At 58.0% G+C, this 16,796-nt stretch carries 26 protein-coding genes; all 26 read left to right on the forward strand.

Annotation, left to right across the window (positions count from 1 at the left end; genetic code table 11):
* The first annotated feature begins 23 nt into the window (after positions 1 to 23).
* On the forward strand, positions 24 to 2,117 hold the full coding sequence (gene fusA / locus GRI43_RS02390) for an elongation factor G (RefSeq protein ID WP_160729497.1): 2,094 nt from the start codon (positions 24 to 26) through the stop codon (positions 2,115 to 2,117).
* 91 nt (positions 2,118 to 2,208) lie between these two features.
* Complete coding sequence (gene tuf / locus GRI43_RS02395; protein ID WP_160729498.1) at positions 2,209 to 3,384, forward strand: elongation factor Tu; 1,176 nt, start codon at positions 2,209 to 2,211, stop codon at positions 3,382 to 3,384.
* Between the two features lie 257 nt (positions 3,385 to 3,641).
* Positions 3,642 to 3,953: a 30S ribosomal protein S10 gene (gene rpsJ / locus GRI43_RS02400; protein WP_006831877.1), complete on the forward strand. Its 312-nt coding sequence runs from the start codon at positions 3,642 to 3,644 to the stop codon at positions 3,951 to 3,953.
* 195 nt (positions 3,954 to 4,148) lie between these two features.
* Positions 4,149 to 5,018 (forward strand): 50S ribosomal protein L3, encoded by an 870-nt coding sequence (gene rplC, locus GRI43_RS02405; protein ID WP_160729499.1) that lies wholly within the window; start codon positions 4,149 to 4,151, stop codon positions 5,016 to 5,018.
* A 4-nt stretch (positions 5,019 to 5,022) separates the two neighbouring features.
* A complete protein-coding gene (gene rplD, locus GRI43_RS02410) occupies positions 5,023 to 5,649 on the forward strand; it encodes a 50S ribosomal protein L4 (RefSeq protein WP_160729500.1) in 627 nt (208 codons plus the stop codon).
* A complete protein-coding gene (locus GRI43_RS02415) occupies positions 5,642 to 5,950 on the forward strand; it encodes a 50S ribosomal protein L23 (RefSeq protein ID WP_160729501.1) in 309 nt (102 codons plus the stop codon). Before rplD ends, GRI43_RS02415 begins: the two co-directional genes overlap by 8 nt.
* A 16-nt stretch (positions 5,951 to 5,966) precedes the next feature.
* The gene (rplB, locus tag GRI43_RS02420; RefSeq protein WP_160729502.1) at positions 5,967 to 6,803 is read left to right on the forward strand and encodes a 50S ribosomal protein L2; all 837 of its coding nucleotides are present in this window, start codon (positions 5,967 to 5,969) and stop codon (positions 6,801 to 6,803) included.
* A 5-nt stretch (positions 6,804 to 6,808) separates the two neighbouring features.
* Complete coding sequence (gene rpsS / locus GRI43_RS02425; protein WP_160729503.1) at positions 6,809 to 7,084, forward strand: 30S ribosomal protein S19; 276 nt, start codon at positions 6,809 to 6,811, stop codon at positions 7,082 to 7,084.
* Entirely contained in the window at positions 7,084 to 7,461 is a 378-nt protein-coding gene (gene rplV / locus GRI43_RS02430; RefSeq protein WP_160729504.1) for a 50S ribosomal protein L22, read from the forward strand. Before rpsS ends, rplV begins: the two co-directional genes overlap by 1 nt.
* Before the next feature lie 3 nt (positions 7,462 to 7,464).
* A complete protein-coding gene (rpsC, locus tag GRI43_RS02435; protein WP_160729505.1) occupies positions 7,465 to 8,160 on the forward strand; it encodes a 30S ribosomal protein S3 in 696 nt (231 codons plus the stop codon).
* Positions 8,161 to 8,181: 21 nt separating this feature from the next.
* Positions 8,182 to 8,613 carry a 50S ribosomal protein L16 gene (gene rplP / locus GRI43_RS02440; protein ID WP_160729506.1) on the forward strand — a complete coding sequence of 144 codons (432 nt, stop codon included), beginning with the start codon at positions 8,182 to 8,184 and terminating at the stop codon, positions 8,611 to 8,613.
* 2 nt (positions 8,614 to 8,615) lie between these two features.
* Positions 8,616 to 8,819 carry a 50S ribosomal protein L29 gene (gene rpmC / locus GRI43_RS02445; protein ID WP_160729507.1) on the forward strand — a complete coding sequence of 68 codons (204 nt, stop codon included), beginning with the start codon at positions 8,616 to 8,618 and terminating at the stop codon, positions 8,817 to 8,819.
* 10 nt (positions 8,820 to 8,829) lie between these two features.
* Positions 8,830 to 9,129, forward strand: coding sequence for a 30S ribosomal protein S17 (rpsQ, locus tag GRI43_RS02450; RefSeq protein ID WP_160729508.1), 300 nt, complete (start codon positions 8,830 to 8,832; stop codon positions 9,127 to 9,129).
* Positions 9,130 to 9,188: 59 nt separating this feature from the next.
* The gene (rplN, locus tag GRI43_RS02455) at positions 9,189 to 9,557 is read left to right on the forward strand and encodes a 50S ribosomal protein L14 (RefSeq protein WP_160729509.1); all 369 of its coding nucleotides are present in this window, start codon (positions 9,189 to 9,191) and stop codon (positions 9,555 to 9,557) included.
* On the forward strand, positions 9,557 to 9,877 hold the full coding sequence (gene rplX, locus GRI43_RS02460) for a 50S ribosomal protein L24 (RefSeq protein WP_160729510.1): 321 nt from the start codon (positions 9,557 to 9,559) through the stop codon (positions 9,875 to 9,877). Before rplN ends, rplX begins: the two co-directional genes overlap by 1 nt.
* Positions 9,870 to 10,451 (forward strand): 50S ribosomal protein L5, encoded by a 582-nt coding sequence (rplE, locus tag GRI43_RS02465; RefSeq protein WP_160729511.1) that lies wholly within the window; start codon positions 9,870 to 9,872, stop codon positions 10,449 to 10,451. Before rplX ends, rplE begins: the two co-directional genes overlap by 8 nt.
* Positions 10,452 to 10,477: 26 nt before the next feature.
* Entirely contained in the window at positions 10,478 to 10,783 is a 306-nt protein-coding gene (rpsN, locus tag GRI43_RS02470; protein WP_160729512.1) for a 30S ribosomal protein S14, read from the forward strand.
* Between the two features lie 11 nt (positions 10,784 to 10,794).
* On the forward strand, positions 10,795 to 11,190 hold the full coding sequence (gene rpsH / locus GRI43_RS02475) for a 30S ribosomal protein S8 (protein ID WP_160729513.1): 396 nt from the start codon (positions 10,795 to 10,797) through the stop codon (positions 11,188 to 11,190).
* The gene (gene rplF, locus GRI43_RS02480) at positions 11,190 to 11,723 is read left to right on the forward strand and encodes a 50S ribosomal protein L6 (RefSeq protein WP_160729514.1); all 534 of its coding nucleotides are present in this window, start codon (positions 11,190 to 11,192) and stop codon (positions 11,721 to 11,723) included. The genes rpsH and rplF overlap by 1 nt, the downstream gene beginning before the upstream one ends.
* 1 nt (position 11,724) lies before the next feature.
* Positions 11,725 to 12,069: a 50S ribosomal protein L18 gene (gene rplR, locus GRI43_RS02485; protein ID WP_160729515.1), complete on the forward strand. Its 345-nt coding sequence runs from the start codon at positions 11,725 to 11,727 to the stop codon at positions 12,067 to 12,069.
* Entirely contained in the window at positions 12,069 to 12,911 is an 843-nt protein-coding gene (rpsE, locus tag GRI43_RS13940) for a 30S ribosomal protein S5 (protein WP_160730594.1), read from the forward strand. The genes rplR and rpsE overlap by 1 nt, the downstream gene beginning before the upstream one ends.
* 5 nt (positions 12,912 to 12,916) lie before the next feature.
* Complete coding sequence (gene rpmD, locus GRI43_RS02495; RefSeq protein WP_160729516.1) at positions 12,917 to 13,102, forward strand: 50S ribosomal protein L30; 186 nt, start codon at positions 12,917 to 12,919, stop codon at positions 13,100 to 13,102.
* An 86-nt stretch (positions 13,103 to 13,188) separates the two neighbouring features.
* Positions 13,189 to 13,728, forward strand: coding sequence for a 50S ribosomal protein L15 (rplO, locus tag GRI43_RS02500; protein WP_160729517.1), 540 nt, complete (start codon positions 13,189 to 13,191; stop codon positions 13,726 to 13,728).
* A gap of 116 nt (positions 13,729 to 13,844) precedes the next feature.
* Positions 13,845 to 15,191: a preprotein translocase subunit SecY gene (secY, locus tag GRI43_RS02505; protein WP_160729518.1), complete on the forward strand. Its 1,347-nt coding sequence runs from the start codon at positions 13,845 to 13,847 to the stop codon at positions 15,189 to 15,191.
* 51 nt (positions 15,192 to 15,242) lie between these two features.
* Positions 15,243 to 15,887, forward strand: coding sequence for an adenylate kinase (locus GRI43_RS02510; protein WP_160729519.1), 645 nt, complete (start codon positions 15,243 to 15,245; stop codon positions 15,885 to 15,887).
* Positions 15,888 to 15,992: 105 nt separating this feature from the next.
* Complete coding sequence (locus GRI43_RS02515; RefSeq protein ID WP_160729520.1) at positions 15,993 to 16,697, forward strand: SRPBCC family protein; 705 nt, start codon at positions 15,993 to 15,995, stop codon at positions 16,695 to 16,697.
* Positions 16,698 to 16,796 lie beyond the last annotated feature (99 nt).

A 16,796-nucleotide genomic window follows, 5' to 3' on the forward strand; every position in this document is an offset into this window, starting at 1 on the left:
CTATCATTCCTTGAGGTATCATCATGGCCCGCGAATATCCGCTGGAACGCTATCGTAATATCGGGATTATGGCGCACATTGACGCCGGTAAGACCACTACGACCGAGCGCATTCTTTATTACACCGGTAAGTCTTACAAAATCGGCGAAGTGCATGACGGCGCTGCGACGATGGACTGGATGGAGCAGGAGCAGGAGCGTGGCATCACGATTACCTCCGCTGCTACCACCACCTTCTGGTCGGCCGAAGATGGCCAGGGCCCGAAGCACCGGATCAACATCATCGACACCCCCGGACACGTTGACTTCACCATCGAAGTCGAACGTTCGCTCCGCGTGCTCGACGGCGCGGTTGCAGTTTTCGACGGCGTTGCCGGCGTTGAGCCGCAGTCCGAAACCGTCTGGCGTCAGGCTGACAAGTACGGCGTTCCGCGCATGTGCTTCGTCAACAAGCTCGACCGTACGGGTGCAGACTTCTATTACTGCGTGCAGTCGATCATCGATCGTCTCGGCGCGAACCCGCTGGTCCTCTATCTCCCGATCGGCGCGGAAAGCGACCTGCAGGGCGTAGTCGACCTCGTGAACAACCGCGGCATCGTCTGGGAAAATGACGGTCTCGGCGCGACGTTCAACTATGTCGACATCCCTGAAGACATGGCCGACAAGGCTGCTGAATATCGCGAAAAGCTGATCGAAACTGCTGTTGAGCAGGACGATGACGTGATGGAAGCATACCTCGAAGGAAACGAGCCCGACGCAGCAACGCTGAAGAAGCTCATCCGCAAGGGTACCATGGCGCGCGACTTCGTTCCCGTGCTGTGTGGCTCGGCGTTCAAGAACAAGGGCGTTCAGCCTCTGCTCGACGCCGTTGTCGATTACATGCCTTCGCCGCTCGACGTACCTGCGATTAAGGGTGTTCTGCCTGATAGCGACGAAGAAGATACGCGCCCGTCCAGCGACGACGCGCCGTTCTCGGCTCTCGCGTTCAAGATCATGAACGATCCGTTCGTCGGTTCGCTTACCTTCACGCGCATCTACTCTGGCCACCTGGCCAAGGGCAGCGTGCTCAACTCCGTCAAGGAGAAGAAGGAAAAGATCGGCCGTATGCTGCTGATGCATTCCAACAATCGTGAAGACATCGATGAGGCATTTGCCGGCGACATCGTCGCTATTGCAGGCCTCAAGGAAACCACCACCGGCGACACGCTGTGTGATGCTTCCAAGCCGATCATTCTCGAGCGTATGGAATTCCCCGAGCCGGTTATCGAGCTTTCGGTGGAACCGAAGACCAAGGCCGACCAGGAAAAAATGGGCGTAGCCCTGAACCGTCTGGCTGCCGAAGATCCTTCGTTCCGCGTTACGACCGACCACGAATCGGGCCAGACGATCATCAAGGGTATGGGCGAGCTTCACCTCGACATTCTCGTTGACCGTATGAAGCGCGAGTTCAAAGTCGAGGCTAACGTCGGTGCGCCGCAGGTTGCTTATCGTGAATCGCTCGGTCGTGAGATCGAAGTCGACTACACGCATAAGAAGCAGTCGGGTGGTACCGGTCAGTTCGCACGCGCCAAAGCCAAGTTCATCCCTGGTGAACGCGGTCAGGGCATTGTGTTCGAAGACAGCATCAAGGGCGGTAACATTCCTAAGGAATACATCCCGTCCCTCGAGAAGGGTATTCGTGAGCAGGCCGATAGCGGCTATCTCATCGGCTTCCCGATCATCGACTTCACGATCCACGTCTATGACGGCGCGTATCACGATGTTGACTCCTCCACCGTGGCCTTCGAAATCTGCGGTAAGGGCGCGATGCGCGAAGCAGCGGAACGTGGCGGCATCAAGCTGCTCGAGCCGGTGATGAAGGTTGAAGTCGTAACTCCCGAGGATTACCTCGGCGATGTTATCGGCGATCTCAACTCGCGTCGTGGCCAGATCCAGGGCACCGATACCCGCGGTAACGCTCAGGCGGTCGAGGCATTCGTGCCGCTGGCCAACATGTTCGGCTACGTGAACGAGCTCCGTTCGTTCAGTCAGGGCCGGGCCAACTACTCCATGCAGTTCAGTCACTACGACGAAGTGCCGCAGGCGGTTGCGCTCGAAGTTAAGGAGAAGCTTGCTTAAGGGCGAGCGAGTGTCTAAGGGCGGCGCCTGTCTTGGCGGGTGCCGCCGATTCCCACATTTGTATTAGTCATAGACTTAGAGGTTATTGAAAATGGCGAAGGAAAAATTTGAGCGGAATAAGCCGCACGTAAACGTCGGCACCATTGGCCACGTTGACCACGGTAAAACTACCCTGACTGCAGCGATCACCAAGGTCCTCGGTTCGGCTGTTGATTTCGCAAACATCGACAAGGCTCCGGAAGAGCGCGAGCGTGGTATCACCATCTCGACCGCTCACGTTGAGTACGAAACCGACGCGCGTCACTACGCACACGTCGACTGCCCGGGTCACGCTGACTATGTTAAGAACATGATCACCGGTGCTGCCCAGATGGACGGCGCAATCCTGGTTGTTAACGCAGCTGACGGCCCAATGCCGCAGACCCGCGAGCACATCCTGCTTGCACGTCAGGTCGGCGTTCCGGCTCTGGTCGTTTACATGAACAAGGTTGACCAGGTTGACGACGAGGAAATCCTCGAGCTCGTCGAACTGGAAGTTCGCGAACTGCTCAGCGAATACGGCTTCGACGGCGACAACATCGCCATCGTTAAGGGTTCGGCTCTTGCCGCTCTCGAAGGTCGCGATCCTGAAATCGGTGAAAACTCGATCAAGGAACTGATGGACGCTGTTGATGCGAACATCCCGCAGCCTGACCGTCCGGTCGACAAGGACTTCCTGATGCCGATCGAAGACGTGTTCTCGATCTCGGGTCGTGGTACCGTTGTTACCGGCCGTATCGAAACCGGCGTTGTGAACGTTGGCGACGAAGTCGAAATCGTCGGCATCAAGGACACCACCAAGACGACCGTCACCGGCGTCGAAATGTTCCGCAAGCTGCTTGATCGCGGTGAAGCTGGCGACAACGTTGGTGCACTGATCCGCGGTGTTGCCCGTGAAGATGTCGAGCGTGGCCAGGTTCTCGCGAAGCCGGGTTCGGTTAATCCGCACACTGAATTCAGCGCAGAAGTCTACGTCCTTTCGAAGGACGAGGGTGGCCGTCACACGCCGTTCTTTGCGAACTACCGTCCGCAGTTCTACTTCCGCACCACCGACGTCACCGGTGAAGTTATCCTGCCTGAAGGCACCGAAATGGTCATGCCTGGCGATAACGTAACCATCGACGTCAAGCTGATCGCTCCGATCGCTATGGACCAGGGTCTCCGCTTCGCTATCCGCGAAGGTGGCCGTACTGTTGGTTCGGGCGTTGTTGGCGCAATCAAGAAGTAATTCGTTACTTTCCAGAAAGCGCTCGGCGGCCAATCGGTCGCCGGGCGTTTTCTTTTGCAGCCCAAGTCCGAAACCGACGGTAAAAACACGTGTCGGGGGTTGCAACGTCGGGGTGTTGGCCATATAGCGCGCCTCAACGAACGAGATTCGTCTCACATTCGGAATTAGTTTTGATCAGTGGCCCTGCTCTCCCTCGGAGACGGGAGAGGGCGGGTCTCTGGTTTTTGTTGTTTGCTCTTTCTCATTGGTAGTTGGACATGGAAGCCCAGAATATTCGCATTCGCCTCAAGGCGTTCGATCACCGCGTACTCGACCAGGCAACTGGCGAGATTGCAGACACCGCTCGCCGTACTGGCGCGCTTATTCGTGGCCCCATTCCGATGCCGACGAGAATTGAGAAGTTTACCGTGAACCGCGGCCCGCACATCGATAAGAAGTCGCGCGAGCAGTTCGAGGTACGCACTTACAAGCGGCTGCTCGACATTGTTCAGCCGAACGCCCAGACCGTTGACGCGCTTATGAAGCTCGACCTCGCTGCTGGCGTAAACGTGGAAATTAAGCTCGCTTAACTTTCCGGTCCCGGTTCTGCCGGGGCGAAGACTTAGGGATACCGCCGGATCTGATCCGGGTCTGCGTCCCCCGTCTCGCAAACCCAGGGCTTTTCCTGGGGGAGCACTCAGCCCGGACGGGGCGACGCATCACAAAATGGGCTGGCACGCACCCGGGGATGGGCCTCTGGTGCCTCTGTGTTAGGAGTTTTGACGATGCGCACTGGCGTGATCGCAAAGAAGGTTGGGATGACCCGCCTGTTTCAGGAGGATGGACGTCACGTTCCCGTGACGGTTCTTGCTCTTGAAGATTGCCAAGTCGTTTCGCACCGCACCGCTGACCGCGATGGTTATTTCGCGCTTCAGGTTGGTTCGGGCGAAGCCAAACAAAAGAATGTTGCAAAGCCTCAGCGTGAGCACTTCGCGAAAGCCGAAGTTCCGCTGAAGCAGAAGGTTGCTGAATTCCGTGTCGACTCCGAGGAAGCTCTGCTTCCTGTTGGTGCTCGTATCTCGGCTGAGCACTTCGTAGCAGGCCAGAAGGTCGACATCACCGGTCACACGCAGGGCAAAGGCTTCGCCGGCGCCATGAAGCGTTGGGGCTTCGGTGGTCTGCGTGCTACTCACGGTGTCTCGCTCTCTCACCGTTCGCACGGTTCGACGGGTAACCGTCAGGATCCGGGCCGCGTGTTCAAGGGCAAGAAGATGGCTGGTCACATGGGTGACCGTCAGCGCACACAGCAAAACCTTGAAATCGTTCGTACCGACGCCGATCGCGGTCTTCTGTTCGTCAAGGGTTCTGTCCCTGGCCACAAGAACGCATGGCTTGTCGTTCGCGATTCCGTGAAGCTCAAGATGCCTGAAGATCTGCCGTTCCCCGGTGTGATGCGTCGTAACGAAGCGGAATTCGCTTCGGAAGATGCGACCCCAGGTCTGGTTGAGAGCGCAGCTGAGCATGAAGTGACACCCGAAGTGACAGCCGAGCAGCAAGAAAAGCTGATGGCTGAGCAGGAATCGGGCGCTGATACTGAAACCCCGAAGTCGGATGAAGGCAACACGCCTGCAGACGACGCTGGCAAGGAGGGCTGATCCGATGAAGGTGAAGGTCCAGAAAATCGACGGCGGCAAGGCGTCCGGCGAAGTCGAGCTCAATGATGCCGTTTTCGGTGTCGAGCCGCGCGCTGACATCCTGCACCGTGTTGTAACATGGCAGCTTGAAAACCGCCGTGGCACTGCACGTCCGACGCGTGAACGCTCCGACGTTAACCGCACGGGCAAGAAGTACGGCAAGCAGAAGGGTGGCGGCGTTGCCCGTCACGGTGACCGCGGCGCCCCGATCTTTATCGGCGGTGGTAAGGCTCACGGTGCTCGCAAGCGTGAATTCGAGCAGTCGCTCAACAAGAAAATCCGCGCTCTCGGCCTGAAGATGGCTCTGTCGAGCAAGGCGAAAGACGGCCTCGTGGTCGTTGACAGCCTGAAGCTCAAGGACGCCAAGACACAGGTTCTCAAGGGTCACCTCGACAAGCACGGTTTTGCCGGCAAGGTCCTGGTGATCGACGGTGAGAGCGTTGAAGACGGTTTCCGCAAGGCAGCTGGTAACCTCCCGGGCGTCAACGTGCTCCCGGCACAGGGTGCCAATGTCTATGACATTTTGAACCACGACACGCTGGTCCTTACGACCGACGCTGTCGAAAAGCTGGAGGCGCGCTTCAATGGCTAAGAAGCAAGAAATCGACGCGCGTCACTACGACGTTATCCTCGCTCCTCACATTACCGAGAAGTCGACCCTGCTGTCTGAAAACGACGCAGTTGTCTTCAAGGTAGCGAACGATGCCACCAAGCCGCAGATCAAAGAAGCGGTCGAGGCTCTGTTCGACGTGAAGGTCAAGGGTGTGAACACCTTGGTTCAAAAGGGCAAAGTCAAGCGCTGGAAGGGTCGTCCTTACAAGCGTAGCGACTTCAAAAAAGCGATCGTAACACTGGCAGACGGCGGCTCGATCGACGTCACCAGCGGTCTCTGAGGCGTAGAGAAGAACTATGGCACTCAAGAATTATAAACCGACAAGCCCCGCCCGTCGCGGCTTGATCCTCGTCGACAAAACCGGCCTGTACAAAGGCAAGCCGGTCAAGTCGCTTACAGAGGGCAAGCGCAAGACCGGTGGACGCAACAACAAAGGTCATGTCACCTCGCGTGGCATCGGCGGCGGACACAAGCAGAAATACCGCTTTATCGACTTCAAACGTCGTAAGTGGGATATGGAAGCAACCGTGGAGCGGATCGAATACGATCCTAACCGCACAGCTTTCATCGCTCTGCTCAAGTACACCGACGGTGAACAGGCTTACATCGTTTGCCCGCAGCGTCTCGCTGTTGGTGACACGGTTATCGCCGGCGAAAAGGTCGATACGAAGCCTGGTAATGCCATGCTTCTGGGCCAGATGCCGGTCGGCACCATCTGCCACAACGTGGAGATGAAGCCGGGCAAGGGCGGTCAGATCGCACGTAGCGCGGGCACCTATGTCCAGCTCGTCGGACGTGACCGCGGCATGGTTATCGTTCGCCTCAACTCGGGCGAGCAGCGTTACCTGCGCAGTGACTGCATGGGTACGGTTGGTGCGGTTTCGAACCCCGACAACCAGAACCAGAACCTGGGCAAGGCCGGTCGTCGCCGCTGGATGGGCATCAAGCCTCTGACACGTGGTGTTGCGAAGAACCCGGTCGATCACCCTCACGGTGGTGGTGAAGGCCGTACTTCGGGTGGCCGTCATCCGGTTACCCCATGGGGCAAGCCGACCAAGGGTGCTCGCACTCGCAAGAACAAGCAGACGGATAAGATGATCATCCGTTCGCGTCACGCCAAGAAGAAGAGGTAACCGAGATGGCTCGCTCCGTCTGGAAAGGTCCGTTCGTAGACCTCCACCTGCTGAAAAAGGCAGAAGATGCACAGGAAAGTGGTGGCAACAAGCCGATCAAGACTTGGTCGCGTCGTTCCACTGTCCTGCCGCAGTTCGTTGGCCTGACGTTCAACGTCTATAATGGTCAGAAGTTTATTCCGGTGTCCGTGAATGAGGACATGGTCGGTCACAAGCTCGGTGAATTCGCGCCAACGCGCAACTTCCCGGGCCACGCTGCCGACAAGAAGGGTAAGCGCTAATGGGTAAGGCAAAATCCCCGCGCCGTGTTGGCGAAAACGAAGCACTGGCTGTTGGCACCACCATCCGTGGTTCCGCGCAGAAGCTTAATCTTGTTGCTGAACTGATCCGCGGCAAGAAGGTCGAAGATGCACTTAACATCCTCACCTTCTCGAAGAAGTCGATGGCTCGTGACGCTCAGAAGGTTCTGTCTTCGGCAATCGCCAATGCCGAGAACAACCACGACCTCGACGTCGACTCGCTCGTCGTTGCAGAGGCCAGCGTCGGCAAGTCGATCACAATGAAGCGTTTCCACACACGTGGTCGCGGCAAAAGCACACGGATCCTCAAGCCGTTCAGCCGCCTGCGTATCGTGGTTCGCGAAGCAGAGGAGGCGTAAGCCATGGGTCAGAAGAGTAATCCGATCGGCCTGCGTCTGCAGATCAACCGCACCTGGGACAGCCGCTGGTACGCCGAAGGGCGCGACTACGCACAGCTGCTCAAGGAAGACATCGAAATCCGCAAGTACATCATGGACACGGTGCCCCAGGCAGCGATTTCCAAGGTGGTGATCGAGCGTCCGGCAAAGCTTTGCCGCGTTTCGATCTATGCAGCCCGTCCCGGTGTTATCATCGGCAAGAAGGGTGCGGACATCGAGAAGCTGCGTTCCAAGCTGGCAACCATGACCGACAGCGAAGTGAAGCTGAACATCGTTGAAATCCGCAAGCCGGAAATCGACGCGAAGCTCGTCGCTCAGGGCATTGCTGATCAGCTGATCCGCCGTGTTGCTTTCCGCCGTGCCATGAAGCGCGCCGTTCAGTCCGCTCTGCGTCTGGGTGCCGAAGGCATCAAGATCGTTTGCGGTGGCCGTCTCGGCGGTGCTGAAATCGCTCGCGTCGAATGGTACCGTGAAGGCCGTGTTCCGTTGCATACACTGCGCGCGAACGTCGACTATGCCGAAGCCGAAGCGCTGACCGCATATGGTATCATCGGCATCAAGTGCTGGATCTTCAAAGGTGAGATTCTGGCGCACGACCCGACCGCACAAGACCGACTGATGATGGAAGCTCAGACTTCCGGCGTCCGTCCGGCTCGCTGATAGAATTCGAGAGTAAGCAACATGCTGCAACCGAAAAAACATAAATATCGCAAGGCCTTCAAGGGCAAGATCCACGGCGATGCGAAGGGCGGCACCACGCTGAACTTCGGCTCCTATGGTCTGAAAGCTCTTGAGCCCGAGCGTATCACTGCACGCCAGATCGAAGCTGCGCGTCGTGCGATTACCCGCCACATGCGCCGTCAAGGCCGTTTGTGGATCCGTGTATTCCCCGACGTGCCAGTGTCGAAGAAGCCTGCCGAAGTCCGTCAGGGTAAAGGCAAGGGTTCGGTCGAATATTGGGCAGCTCGGGTTAAGCCCGGCCGCATCCTGTTCGAGCTGGACGGTGTTCCCGGCCCATTGGCTGCTGCTGCTTTCGAGCGCGCTGCCATGAAGCTGCCAATCAAGACCAAGGTCGTTGCCCGTCTGGGTGACACCTCGCACCTGGAGGGTTGATCATGAGCAAGATCGAAGATCTCCGCACTAAGTCCGATGACCAGCTTGACGCTGACCTCACCGAACTGAAGCGCGAACAGTTCAACCTGCGTTTCCAGGCTGCAACTAACCAGTTGGAGCGTCCTGCGCGGATTAAAGAAGTCCGCCGCGCGATCGCCCAGATCAAGACGCTGCAGACCGAACGGTCCGCAGCGACTGCGAAATAAGGAGGCCACGATGCCTAAACGTATCCTCGTCGGGACCGTAACCTCCGACAAGACTGACAAGACCGTGACCGTGAAGGTCGAGCGTAAGGTGAAGCACCCCCTTTATGGGAAGATCATCCGTCGTTCGAAGAAGTATCACGCTCACGACGAAGAGAATGCTTACAAGATGGGCGACACCGTCCGGATTGAAGAAACCAAGCCGATTTCCAAGACCAAGACCTGGAAGGTTATCGACACGGTTCAAGCGAGCAAGGGTGTCGCTGTTGAAGCTGACATCGAAGTCGAAGCGGCTGCTGGCAGCACTTCGTAAGACGTTTTTTGGAACTGCAGGACTGGTTTCTGCAAGCCGATTGAGAAGGAACTGAATCCATGATTCAGATGCAATCTAATCTAGACGTCGCGGACAACAGCGGCGCTAAGCGCGTCCAGTGCATCAAGGTGCTGGGCGGGTCGAAGCGTCGTACCGCGAGCGTCGGCGACGTAATCGTCGTTTCCGTCAAGGAAGCGCAGCCACGCGCAAAGGTCAAAAAGGGCGACGTTCACCGCGCTGTGATCGTCCGTACCCGCAAGGACGTTCGGCGTCCCGACGGTAGCGTGATCCGTTTTGACGGCAACGCAGCTGTGCTCGTCAACAAGAGCGAAGAGCCAATTGGCACTCGTATCTTTGGCCCCGTGGTCCGCGAACTTCGCGGCCGTGGGTTCATGAAGATCATCTCGCTCGCTCCGGAGGTGCTCTAATGGCCGCCGCTAAGATCAAGAAAGGCGACAGCGTCGTCGTACTCTCGGGCAAGGACAAGGGCCGTACCGGCACCGTCCAGAAGGTCATGCCGAAAGAAGGCAAGGTCGTCGTCGAGGGCATCAACATCGCTGCCCGTCACCGCAAGCCCAGCCAGGAAAACCCGCAGGGTGGCATCGATCGCTTCGAAGCGCCGATGCACCTCGCAAAGGTTGCCGTGGCTGATCCGAAGGATGGCAAGCCGACCCGCGTCCGTTTTGAAGAACAGGACGGCAAGAAGGTCCGCGTTGCTGTAAAATCCGGAGAGAAAATCGATGGCTGATTACACACCTCGCATGAAGCAGCGTTTTGACGACGAGATCGTCAAGGCGATGACTGAAAAGTTCGGTTACAAGAACCGTCTCGAAGTCCCCAAGCTGGAAAAGATCACGCTCAACATGGGCGTTGGCGAAGCCAGCCAGGACAAGAAGAAGGTTGCGACCGCTGCTGAAGAAATGGCTCTGATTGCCGGCCAGAAGCCGGTTATCACGAAGGCAAAGAAGTCGATCGCACAGTTCAAACTGCGCGAAGGCATGCCGATCGGTTGCAAGGTTACCCTGCGCCGTGAACGTATGTACGAATTCGTAGATCGTCTTGTGACGGTCGCGATGCCCCGCATCCGTGACTTTCGTGGTCTGAACGCCAAGTCGTTCGATGGCCGCGGCAACTACGCGATGGGCCTGAAAGAACAGATCGTCTTCCCCGAAATCTCGTACGACAAGATCGAGACCGTTCGCGGGATGGACATCATCGTAACTACCACCGCGAAAACCGACGAAGAGGCACGCGAACTGCTGCGTCTGTTCGGTTTCCCGTTCCCTGCCGAAAAGCAGGACGAAGAAAAGGCTGCGGCGTGAGCCGCTAAGGAAGAGAGCTTAAGTCCATGGCGAAACTGAGTTCCATCAACAAGAATGAGCGTCGTAAGAAGCTCGTCAAGAAGTACGCGGCGAAGTACGCGAAGCTTAAGGCGATTGCTGATGACAAGTCGCTCGACGAGAGCGAGCGTATGATCGCACGCCTCCAGATGGCTGAAATACCCCGCAACGCGAACCCGACCCGGGTCCGCAACCGCTGTGCAACCACTGGCCGCCCGCGCGGCTACTACCGGAAGTTCGGCCTCAATCGTATCGAACTCCGGAATCTTGCCAACCGTGGCATGATTCCCGGCGTTACGAAGTCGAGCTGGTAAGGATCTGACAGATGGCTATGACCGATCCACTGGGTGATATGCTCACCCGCATCCGCAACGGCCAGCGCGCGAAGAAGGACTCCGTCCTGTCGCCTGCGTCGAAGCTGCGTGCAAATGTTCTCGAAGTGCTTCAGCGCGAAGGCTACATCCGTGGCTATTCCGAAGACGAGAGCGGCAAGCACCCCGCACTGCGGATTGAACTGAAGTATTTCGAGGGCGAGCCTGCGATCAAGCATGTTGCCCGCGTTTCCAAGCCTGGCCGCCGCGTCTATTCGGGTTCGAAAGAACTCCCGATCGTACGTAACGGTCTGGGCATCACCATCGTCTCGACACCTCGCGGTGTGCTTTCGGATAACGAAGCGCGCAACGAAAATGTCGGCGGCGAAGTGCTTGCGGAGGTCTTCTGATGAGCCGCATTGGTAAGAGGGCTGTTGCTATTCCGGGCGGTGTTACCGCCAATATCGAGAATGGCACACTCAGCGTGAAGGGGCCCAAGGGCACCCTGTCGATGGGTCTGGCCGAAGACATCGAATACAAAGTCGAAGGCGACGAGATTTCGGTACTGCCGGCGAACAAGTCGCGTCGTGCCCGGGATTTCTGGGGCATGCAGCGTACGCTGGTCTCGAACCTCGTCCAGGGCGTCACCGAAGGTTTCAGCAAGACGCTTGAAATCACCGGCGTTGGTTATCGTGCACAGGCGCAGGGCCAGAAGCTCAAGCTTCAGCTCGGCTTCAGCCACGATGTCGACATCGACGTTCCGCAGGGTCTGGATGTGAAGACACCGGATCAGACGACTGTAATCATTAGCGGTATGGACAAGCAGGCCGTTGGCCAGCTTGCCGCCGAAATTCGCCGCTGGCGCAAGCCTGAGCCGTATAAGGGCAAGGGTATCAAGTACCAGGGCGAATACGTCTTCCGCAAGGAAGGGAAGAAGAAGTAAGATGGCAAAACTATCTCTCTTTGAACGCCGCCGTCGCCGTGTTCGTACGGCACTGCGCAGCCGCGCTGGCGATCGTCCCCGTCTGTCCGTGCACCGCACCGGCCGTCACATCTACGCTCAGATCATCGACGACAAGGACGGACGCACTGTTGCATCCGCTTCGACTCTCGGTGCGAAGAACTCGGGTGCGAACGTCGATGCTGCTGTAACGGTCGGCAAGGATATTGCTGCTGCTGCCAAGAAGGCCGGCGTAACCACTGTCGTGTTCGATCGCGGCGGTTTCCTTTTCCATGGCCGCGTCAAGGCGCTGGCCGATGCCGCCCGTGAAGGCGGGCTGGAGTTCTGATCATGGCTGACGAAAAGAAAACGCCTGAAGCCGAAGCAGCCAAGACCGACGAAGTGAAGGTCGAAGCAGCAGCGGTTGAAGAAGCAAAGGTCGAAGCTACTCCGGAAGCGGAAAAGGCTGCCGAGACTGTCGAAACTCCGAAGGCCGACGCGCCGCCGGAACCGACTGCTCAGGCACCTTCGGGTTCCGATGCTGCACCTCGCGAGCGTCAGGGCCGCGGTGGCCGTGACAACAATCGTGGTGGCGGCGGTGGCCGTGGCCGTGGTGGTCGTGACAACCGTCGCGGTGGACGCCGTGAAGAAGAAGATGATGGCATCATCGAAAAGCTGGTCCACATCAACCGTGTCTCGAAGACGGTTAAGGGTGGTAAGCGCTTCGGTTTCGCCGCTCTCGTAGTGGTCGGTGACGGCCAGGGCCGGGTTGGCTTTGGTCACGGCAAGGCACGTGAAGTGCCGGAAGCCATCACCAAGGCGACTGCAGCTGCAAAGAAGAAAATGATCCGCGTCGCTTTGAAAGAAGGTCGCACGCTTCACCACGACGGCAACGGCCGCTTTGGTGCAGGCAAGGTCACTGTACGTTCGGCTCCGGCCGGTACCGGTATCATCGCAGGTGGTCCGATGCGTGCAGTCTTCGAAAGCCTCGGCGTTGCCGACGTTGTGACCAAGTCGGTCGGCACGTCCAACCCGTACAACATGATCCGCGCCACTTTCGACGCGCTGGCCAACCAGACTTCTCCGAAGTCGGTCGCTCAGCGCCGGGGCAAGAAGGTCGCTGACCTTCTCGGCCGTGGTGGCGCAAGCGAGGCAGAGGCAGAAGCCGACGCCGCAGCTGTAGCGGAGTAAGACAGATGGCTGACAAGAAAACCATCAAGATCAAGCAGATCGGTTCGCCGATCCGCCGCCCTAAAGACCAGCGCCAGACGCTGATCGGCCTGGGTCTGAACAAGATGCACAAGGTCGTCGAACTGCAGGACACCCCTGAAGTTCGCGGCGCGGTAGCAAAGCTGCCGCACCTTGTTGCAGTCGTCGATTGATCTAAACTCAATTGATTTAGGCGGCCCGGTCTTGTACCGGGCCGTTTCCATTCAGCGCGAACAAAAGCGAAAGCGAGTGCACACTCATGAAACTTAACGATCTCAGAGATAACCCAGGCGCACGTAAGGTGCGTACCCGTGTCGGCCGTGGTATCGGTTCCGGCAAGGGCAAGACCGCTGGCCGAGGCCAGAAGGGTCAGAAATCCCGTTCGGGTGTTGCCGTAAAGGGCTTTGAAGGCGGCCAGATGCCGCTTCACATGCGTCTTCCAAAGCGCGGCTTCAACAATCCGTTCGGCAAGGACTTTGCCGAAGTGAACATCGGGATGATCCAGAAGTTCATCGACGACAAGAAGCTCGACGCCAAGAAAGACATCGATCACGCAGCCCTCAAGGCTGCCGGTCTCGCTCGTGGCGGCAAAGACGGTGTTCGTCTGCTCGGCAAGGGTGAAATCAAGGCAAAGGCCAAGTTCATCGTGAACGGTGCATCCAAGGGTGCCATCGAAGCGGTTGAAAAAGCTGGCGGCTCGGTAGAAGTTCTTCCGGCTCCGAAGCACGATGGCGGCCAGGGCGACAAAGCGCCCAAGGGCAAGGCTTTCGAGCGTAAAGACGGTAAGAAGTCCAAATAATCAGGTTAAATAGGGGGCGGGGGTTCGACATCGTGCGCCTCGCTCCCTATGTATCCTCCTCAAGTCGGGCCAACCACATTGAGGACCCGGCGTTTGACCAGGATTTGTAAGTTCTCATGGCATCACGCGCCGACAATATCGCGAGCAATCTAAGCCTCGCCAATTTCTCGAAAGCCACCGAGCTCAAGAACCGTATCTGGTTCACAATCGGTGCGCTGATCGTATTCCGTTTCCTCAGCTTCGTTCCGCTGCCCGGTATTGATCCCGTGGAGCTTGCGGCATTCAACGAACGCACGCAGGGCGGGATCCTCGACATTTTCAACACCTTCACCGGTGGTGCGCTCGAAAATATGAGCCTCATCGCGTTGGGTGTGATGCCGTATATTACGGCATCGATCGTGATCCAGATGGCGGCGTCGCTGCATCCCGCACTCGCGGCCCTCAAGAAAGAGGGGCAGACCGGACGACAGAAGCTGAACCAGTACACGCGCTACGGCACCGTGCTGCTATGCTCGATCCAGGGTTTCTTCATTGCGCAGAACGCTGTCACTCAAGGGTTCGCGGTAACCGGCGATCAGCTATTTTACATCGTCGCGATCATCAACCTCGTTGGCGGCACCATGTTCCTGCTGTGGCTGGGTGAACAGATCACCTCGCGCGGGATTGGCAACGGCGTTTCGCTGATCATCATGGCGGGCATCGTCGCCCAGTTCCCGAGTTTTGTCGCCAACATGTTTGAAGGCGGCCGTACCGGTCAGATTGGCCCGGCAATTATCGTTGGCTTCGTGCTTATGGTGGTCGGCCTGATCCTGTTCATCTGCTTCATGGAGCGTGCGCAGCGCCGTCTTCTGATCCAGTATCCCAAGCGGGCCAGTGCGCGCGGCATGATGCAGGCAGATCGTTCGCACCTTCCGCTCAAGCTCAACACCGCCGGTGTTATCCCGCCGATTTTCGCCAGCTCGCTCTTGCTGCTTCCGCTGACGATCACTCAGTTCGCCGGTACCAACCTGGACACCAGCACCAGCGCAGGCGGCTTCATGCAGCAGGTGCTTCAGTATCTGCAGCACGGACAGCCACTGTACATGACGCTGTATGCTGTCGGCATCATCTTCTTCTGCTTCTTCTACACCGCGGTTGTCTTCAACCCCGAGGAGACTGCGGAAAATCTGAAGAAGAATGGCGGTTTCATCCCAGGCATCCGTCCGGGCAAACGCACGGCCGATTATCTCGATTATGTACTGACCCGTATCACGGTCGTTGGTGCGCTGTATCTGACACTCGTCTGTGTTCTTCCGGAATATGTGATCGCCCAGACAGGCGTGCCATTGTTCCTGGGCGGGACGAGCCTGCTGATTGTCGTGAACGTAACTGTGGACACGATCAGTCAGATCCAGTCTCACCTTCTTGCGCACCAGTATGGTGACCTTATCAAGAAGGCCAAGCTGAAGGGGCGGCTGCGCTGATAGCGCGGCAATCGCCGGCAACACAGACACTAAGCTAACAGGGGTTTCTGCGTGAACATCATTCTTCTGGGGCCTCCTGGGGCTGGCAAAGGAACCCAGGCTAGCAGCCTAGAATCGCGCCACGGCATGCTTCAGCTGTCGACCGGCGACATGCTGCGTGAAACCCGCAAGGCGGATACGGAACTGGGGCGTCAGGTTGCTGACGTGATGGATTCCGGTGCGCTCGTCTCAGACGAGATTGTTTCGGCAATGATCGACGCAAAACTGGCAGACATGCCAGAGACCACGGGCGCAATCTTCGACGGTTACCCGCGGACCGAGGCGCAGGCACTTTCGCTGGACGAGATTCTTTCCAAGCATGGCCGCACGCTCGATCACGTTATCGAGCTTGAGGTAAACGAAGACGCGCTGGTTGACCGGATTACCGGACGCTACACCTGCGCTAAATGCGGCGCCGGTTATCATGATCGCCACAAGCTGCCTGCGACAGAGGGTGTTTGTGACAAATGCGGCTCGACCGAGTTCAAGCGGCGCGCCGACGATAATGAGGAAACGGTGCGCACCCGGATGCAGGAATACCGGGCCAAGACCGCCCCGATCCTGCCAATCTACGAAGCGCGCGGCATTGTCAGCCGGGTCGACGGAATGGCGAGTATCGAAGATGTCACCGCAGCGCTCGACGGGATACTGAAATAGAGCTGGTCTGACGCAGGCTTGGCCTGAAACAGGATTGAAGCTGGTCCAACACCCCTTTTCAAGCATTGCTCGCCATGGGATAGGGTGCGCATGCAAGGGGTTATCATGACACGTTTTCTGAAAATTGCGGCTTTGGGCGCGCTGGCCTTTTCTGCGCCGGCGCAGGCAGAGGTGATCGCTGAAACGCAGGGCGCCTTCGTCACTCGCGACAGCCAGACGGTTTCGGCGGATTTGCGCGAGACCTGGATGCTTCTGATCTCCCCCGCTAAGTGGTGGAATTCCGCGCACACATTCTCCGGCGAATCAGCGAATATGACCCTCACCCCGCAGGCTGGCGGGTGTTTCTGCGAGCGAATTCCGGCAAAGGAAACTGCATCCACCATCGGCCTTGCGGGAAGCGTCGAGCATATGTCGGTCGTGCTGGCTATCCCGGATCAGGCGCTGCGCATGGAAGGCGCGCTCGGGCCGTTGCAGAGCGAGCCGGTCAAGGCCGTGTTGACCGTCACCCTGTCCGAAAGTGACGCCGGGACAAAGATTGATTTCGAATATGCAGTTGCCGGTTTCATGAGGTTCGAAACGGCTGCCATCGCCAAGGCGGTGGACGGCGTGATCAGCCAGCAGCTGAACGGGCTTTCTGAACAACTGGGGCCTGTCGCAGCCGCGCCTGAAGCGGAAGATGAAGCCGTCGCGGAAGACGGGGCTGAAGCTGCGGACAGCGGTGATGCTGACGAAAACCCTGCCGAGGAAGCTGCAGAAGATCCCCGCATTTCGGTGGATGAGGCGTTTGGCGATCTCGACCCCGGCAACTGAAAGTGCGCGAAATGCTTGGATGAAGCGGATCGTCCGCTAAGGTGCCTTCCAGGAGATTGATGCGAGTCGCCGCAAGACGCAGACAGCATTCATTTCTAG

The organism is Pontixanthobacter luteolus (genome assembly GCF_009828095.1).
Taxonomy (GTDB): domain Bacteria; phylum Pseudomonadota; class Alphaproteobacteria; order Sphingomonadales; family Sphingomonadaceae; genus Pontixanthobacter; species Pontixanthobacter luteolus.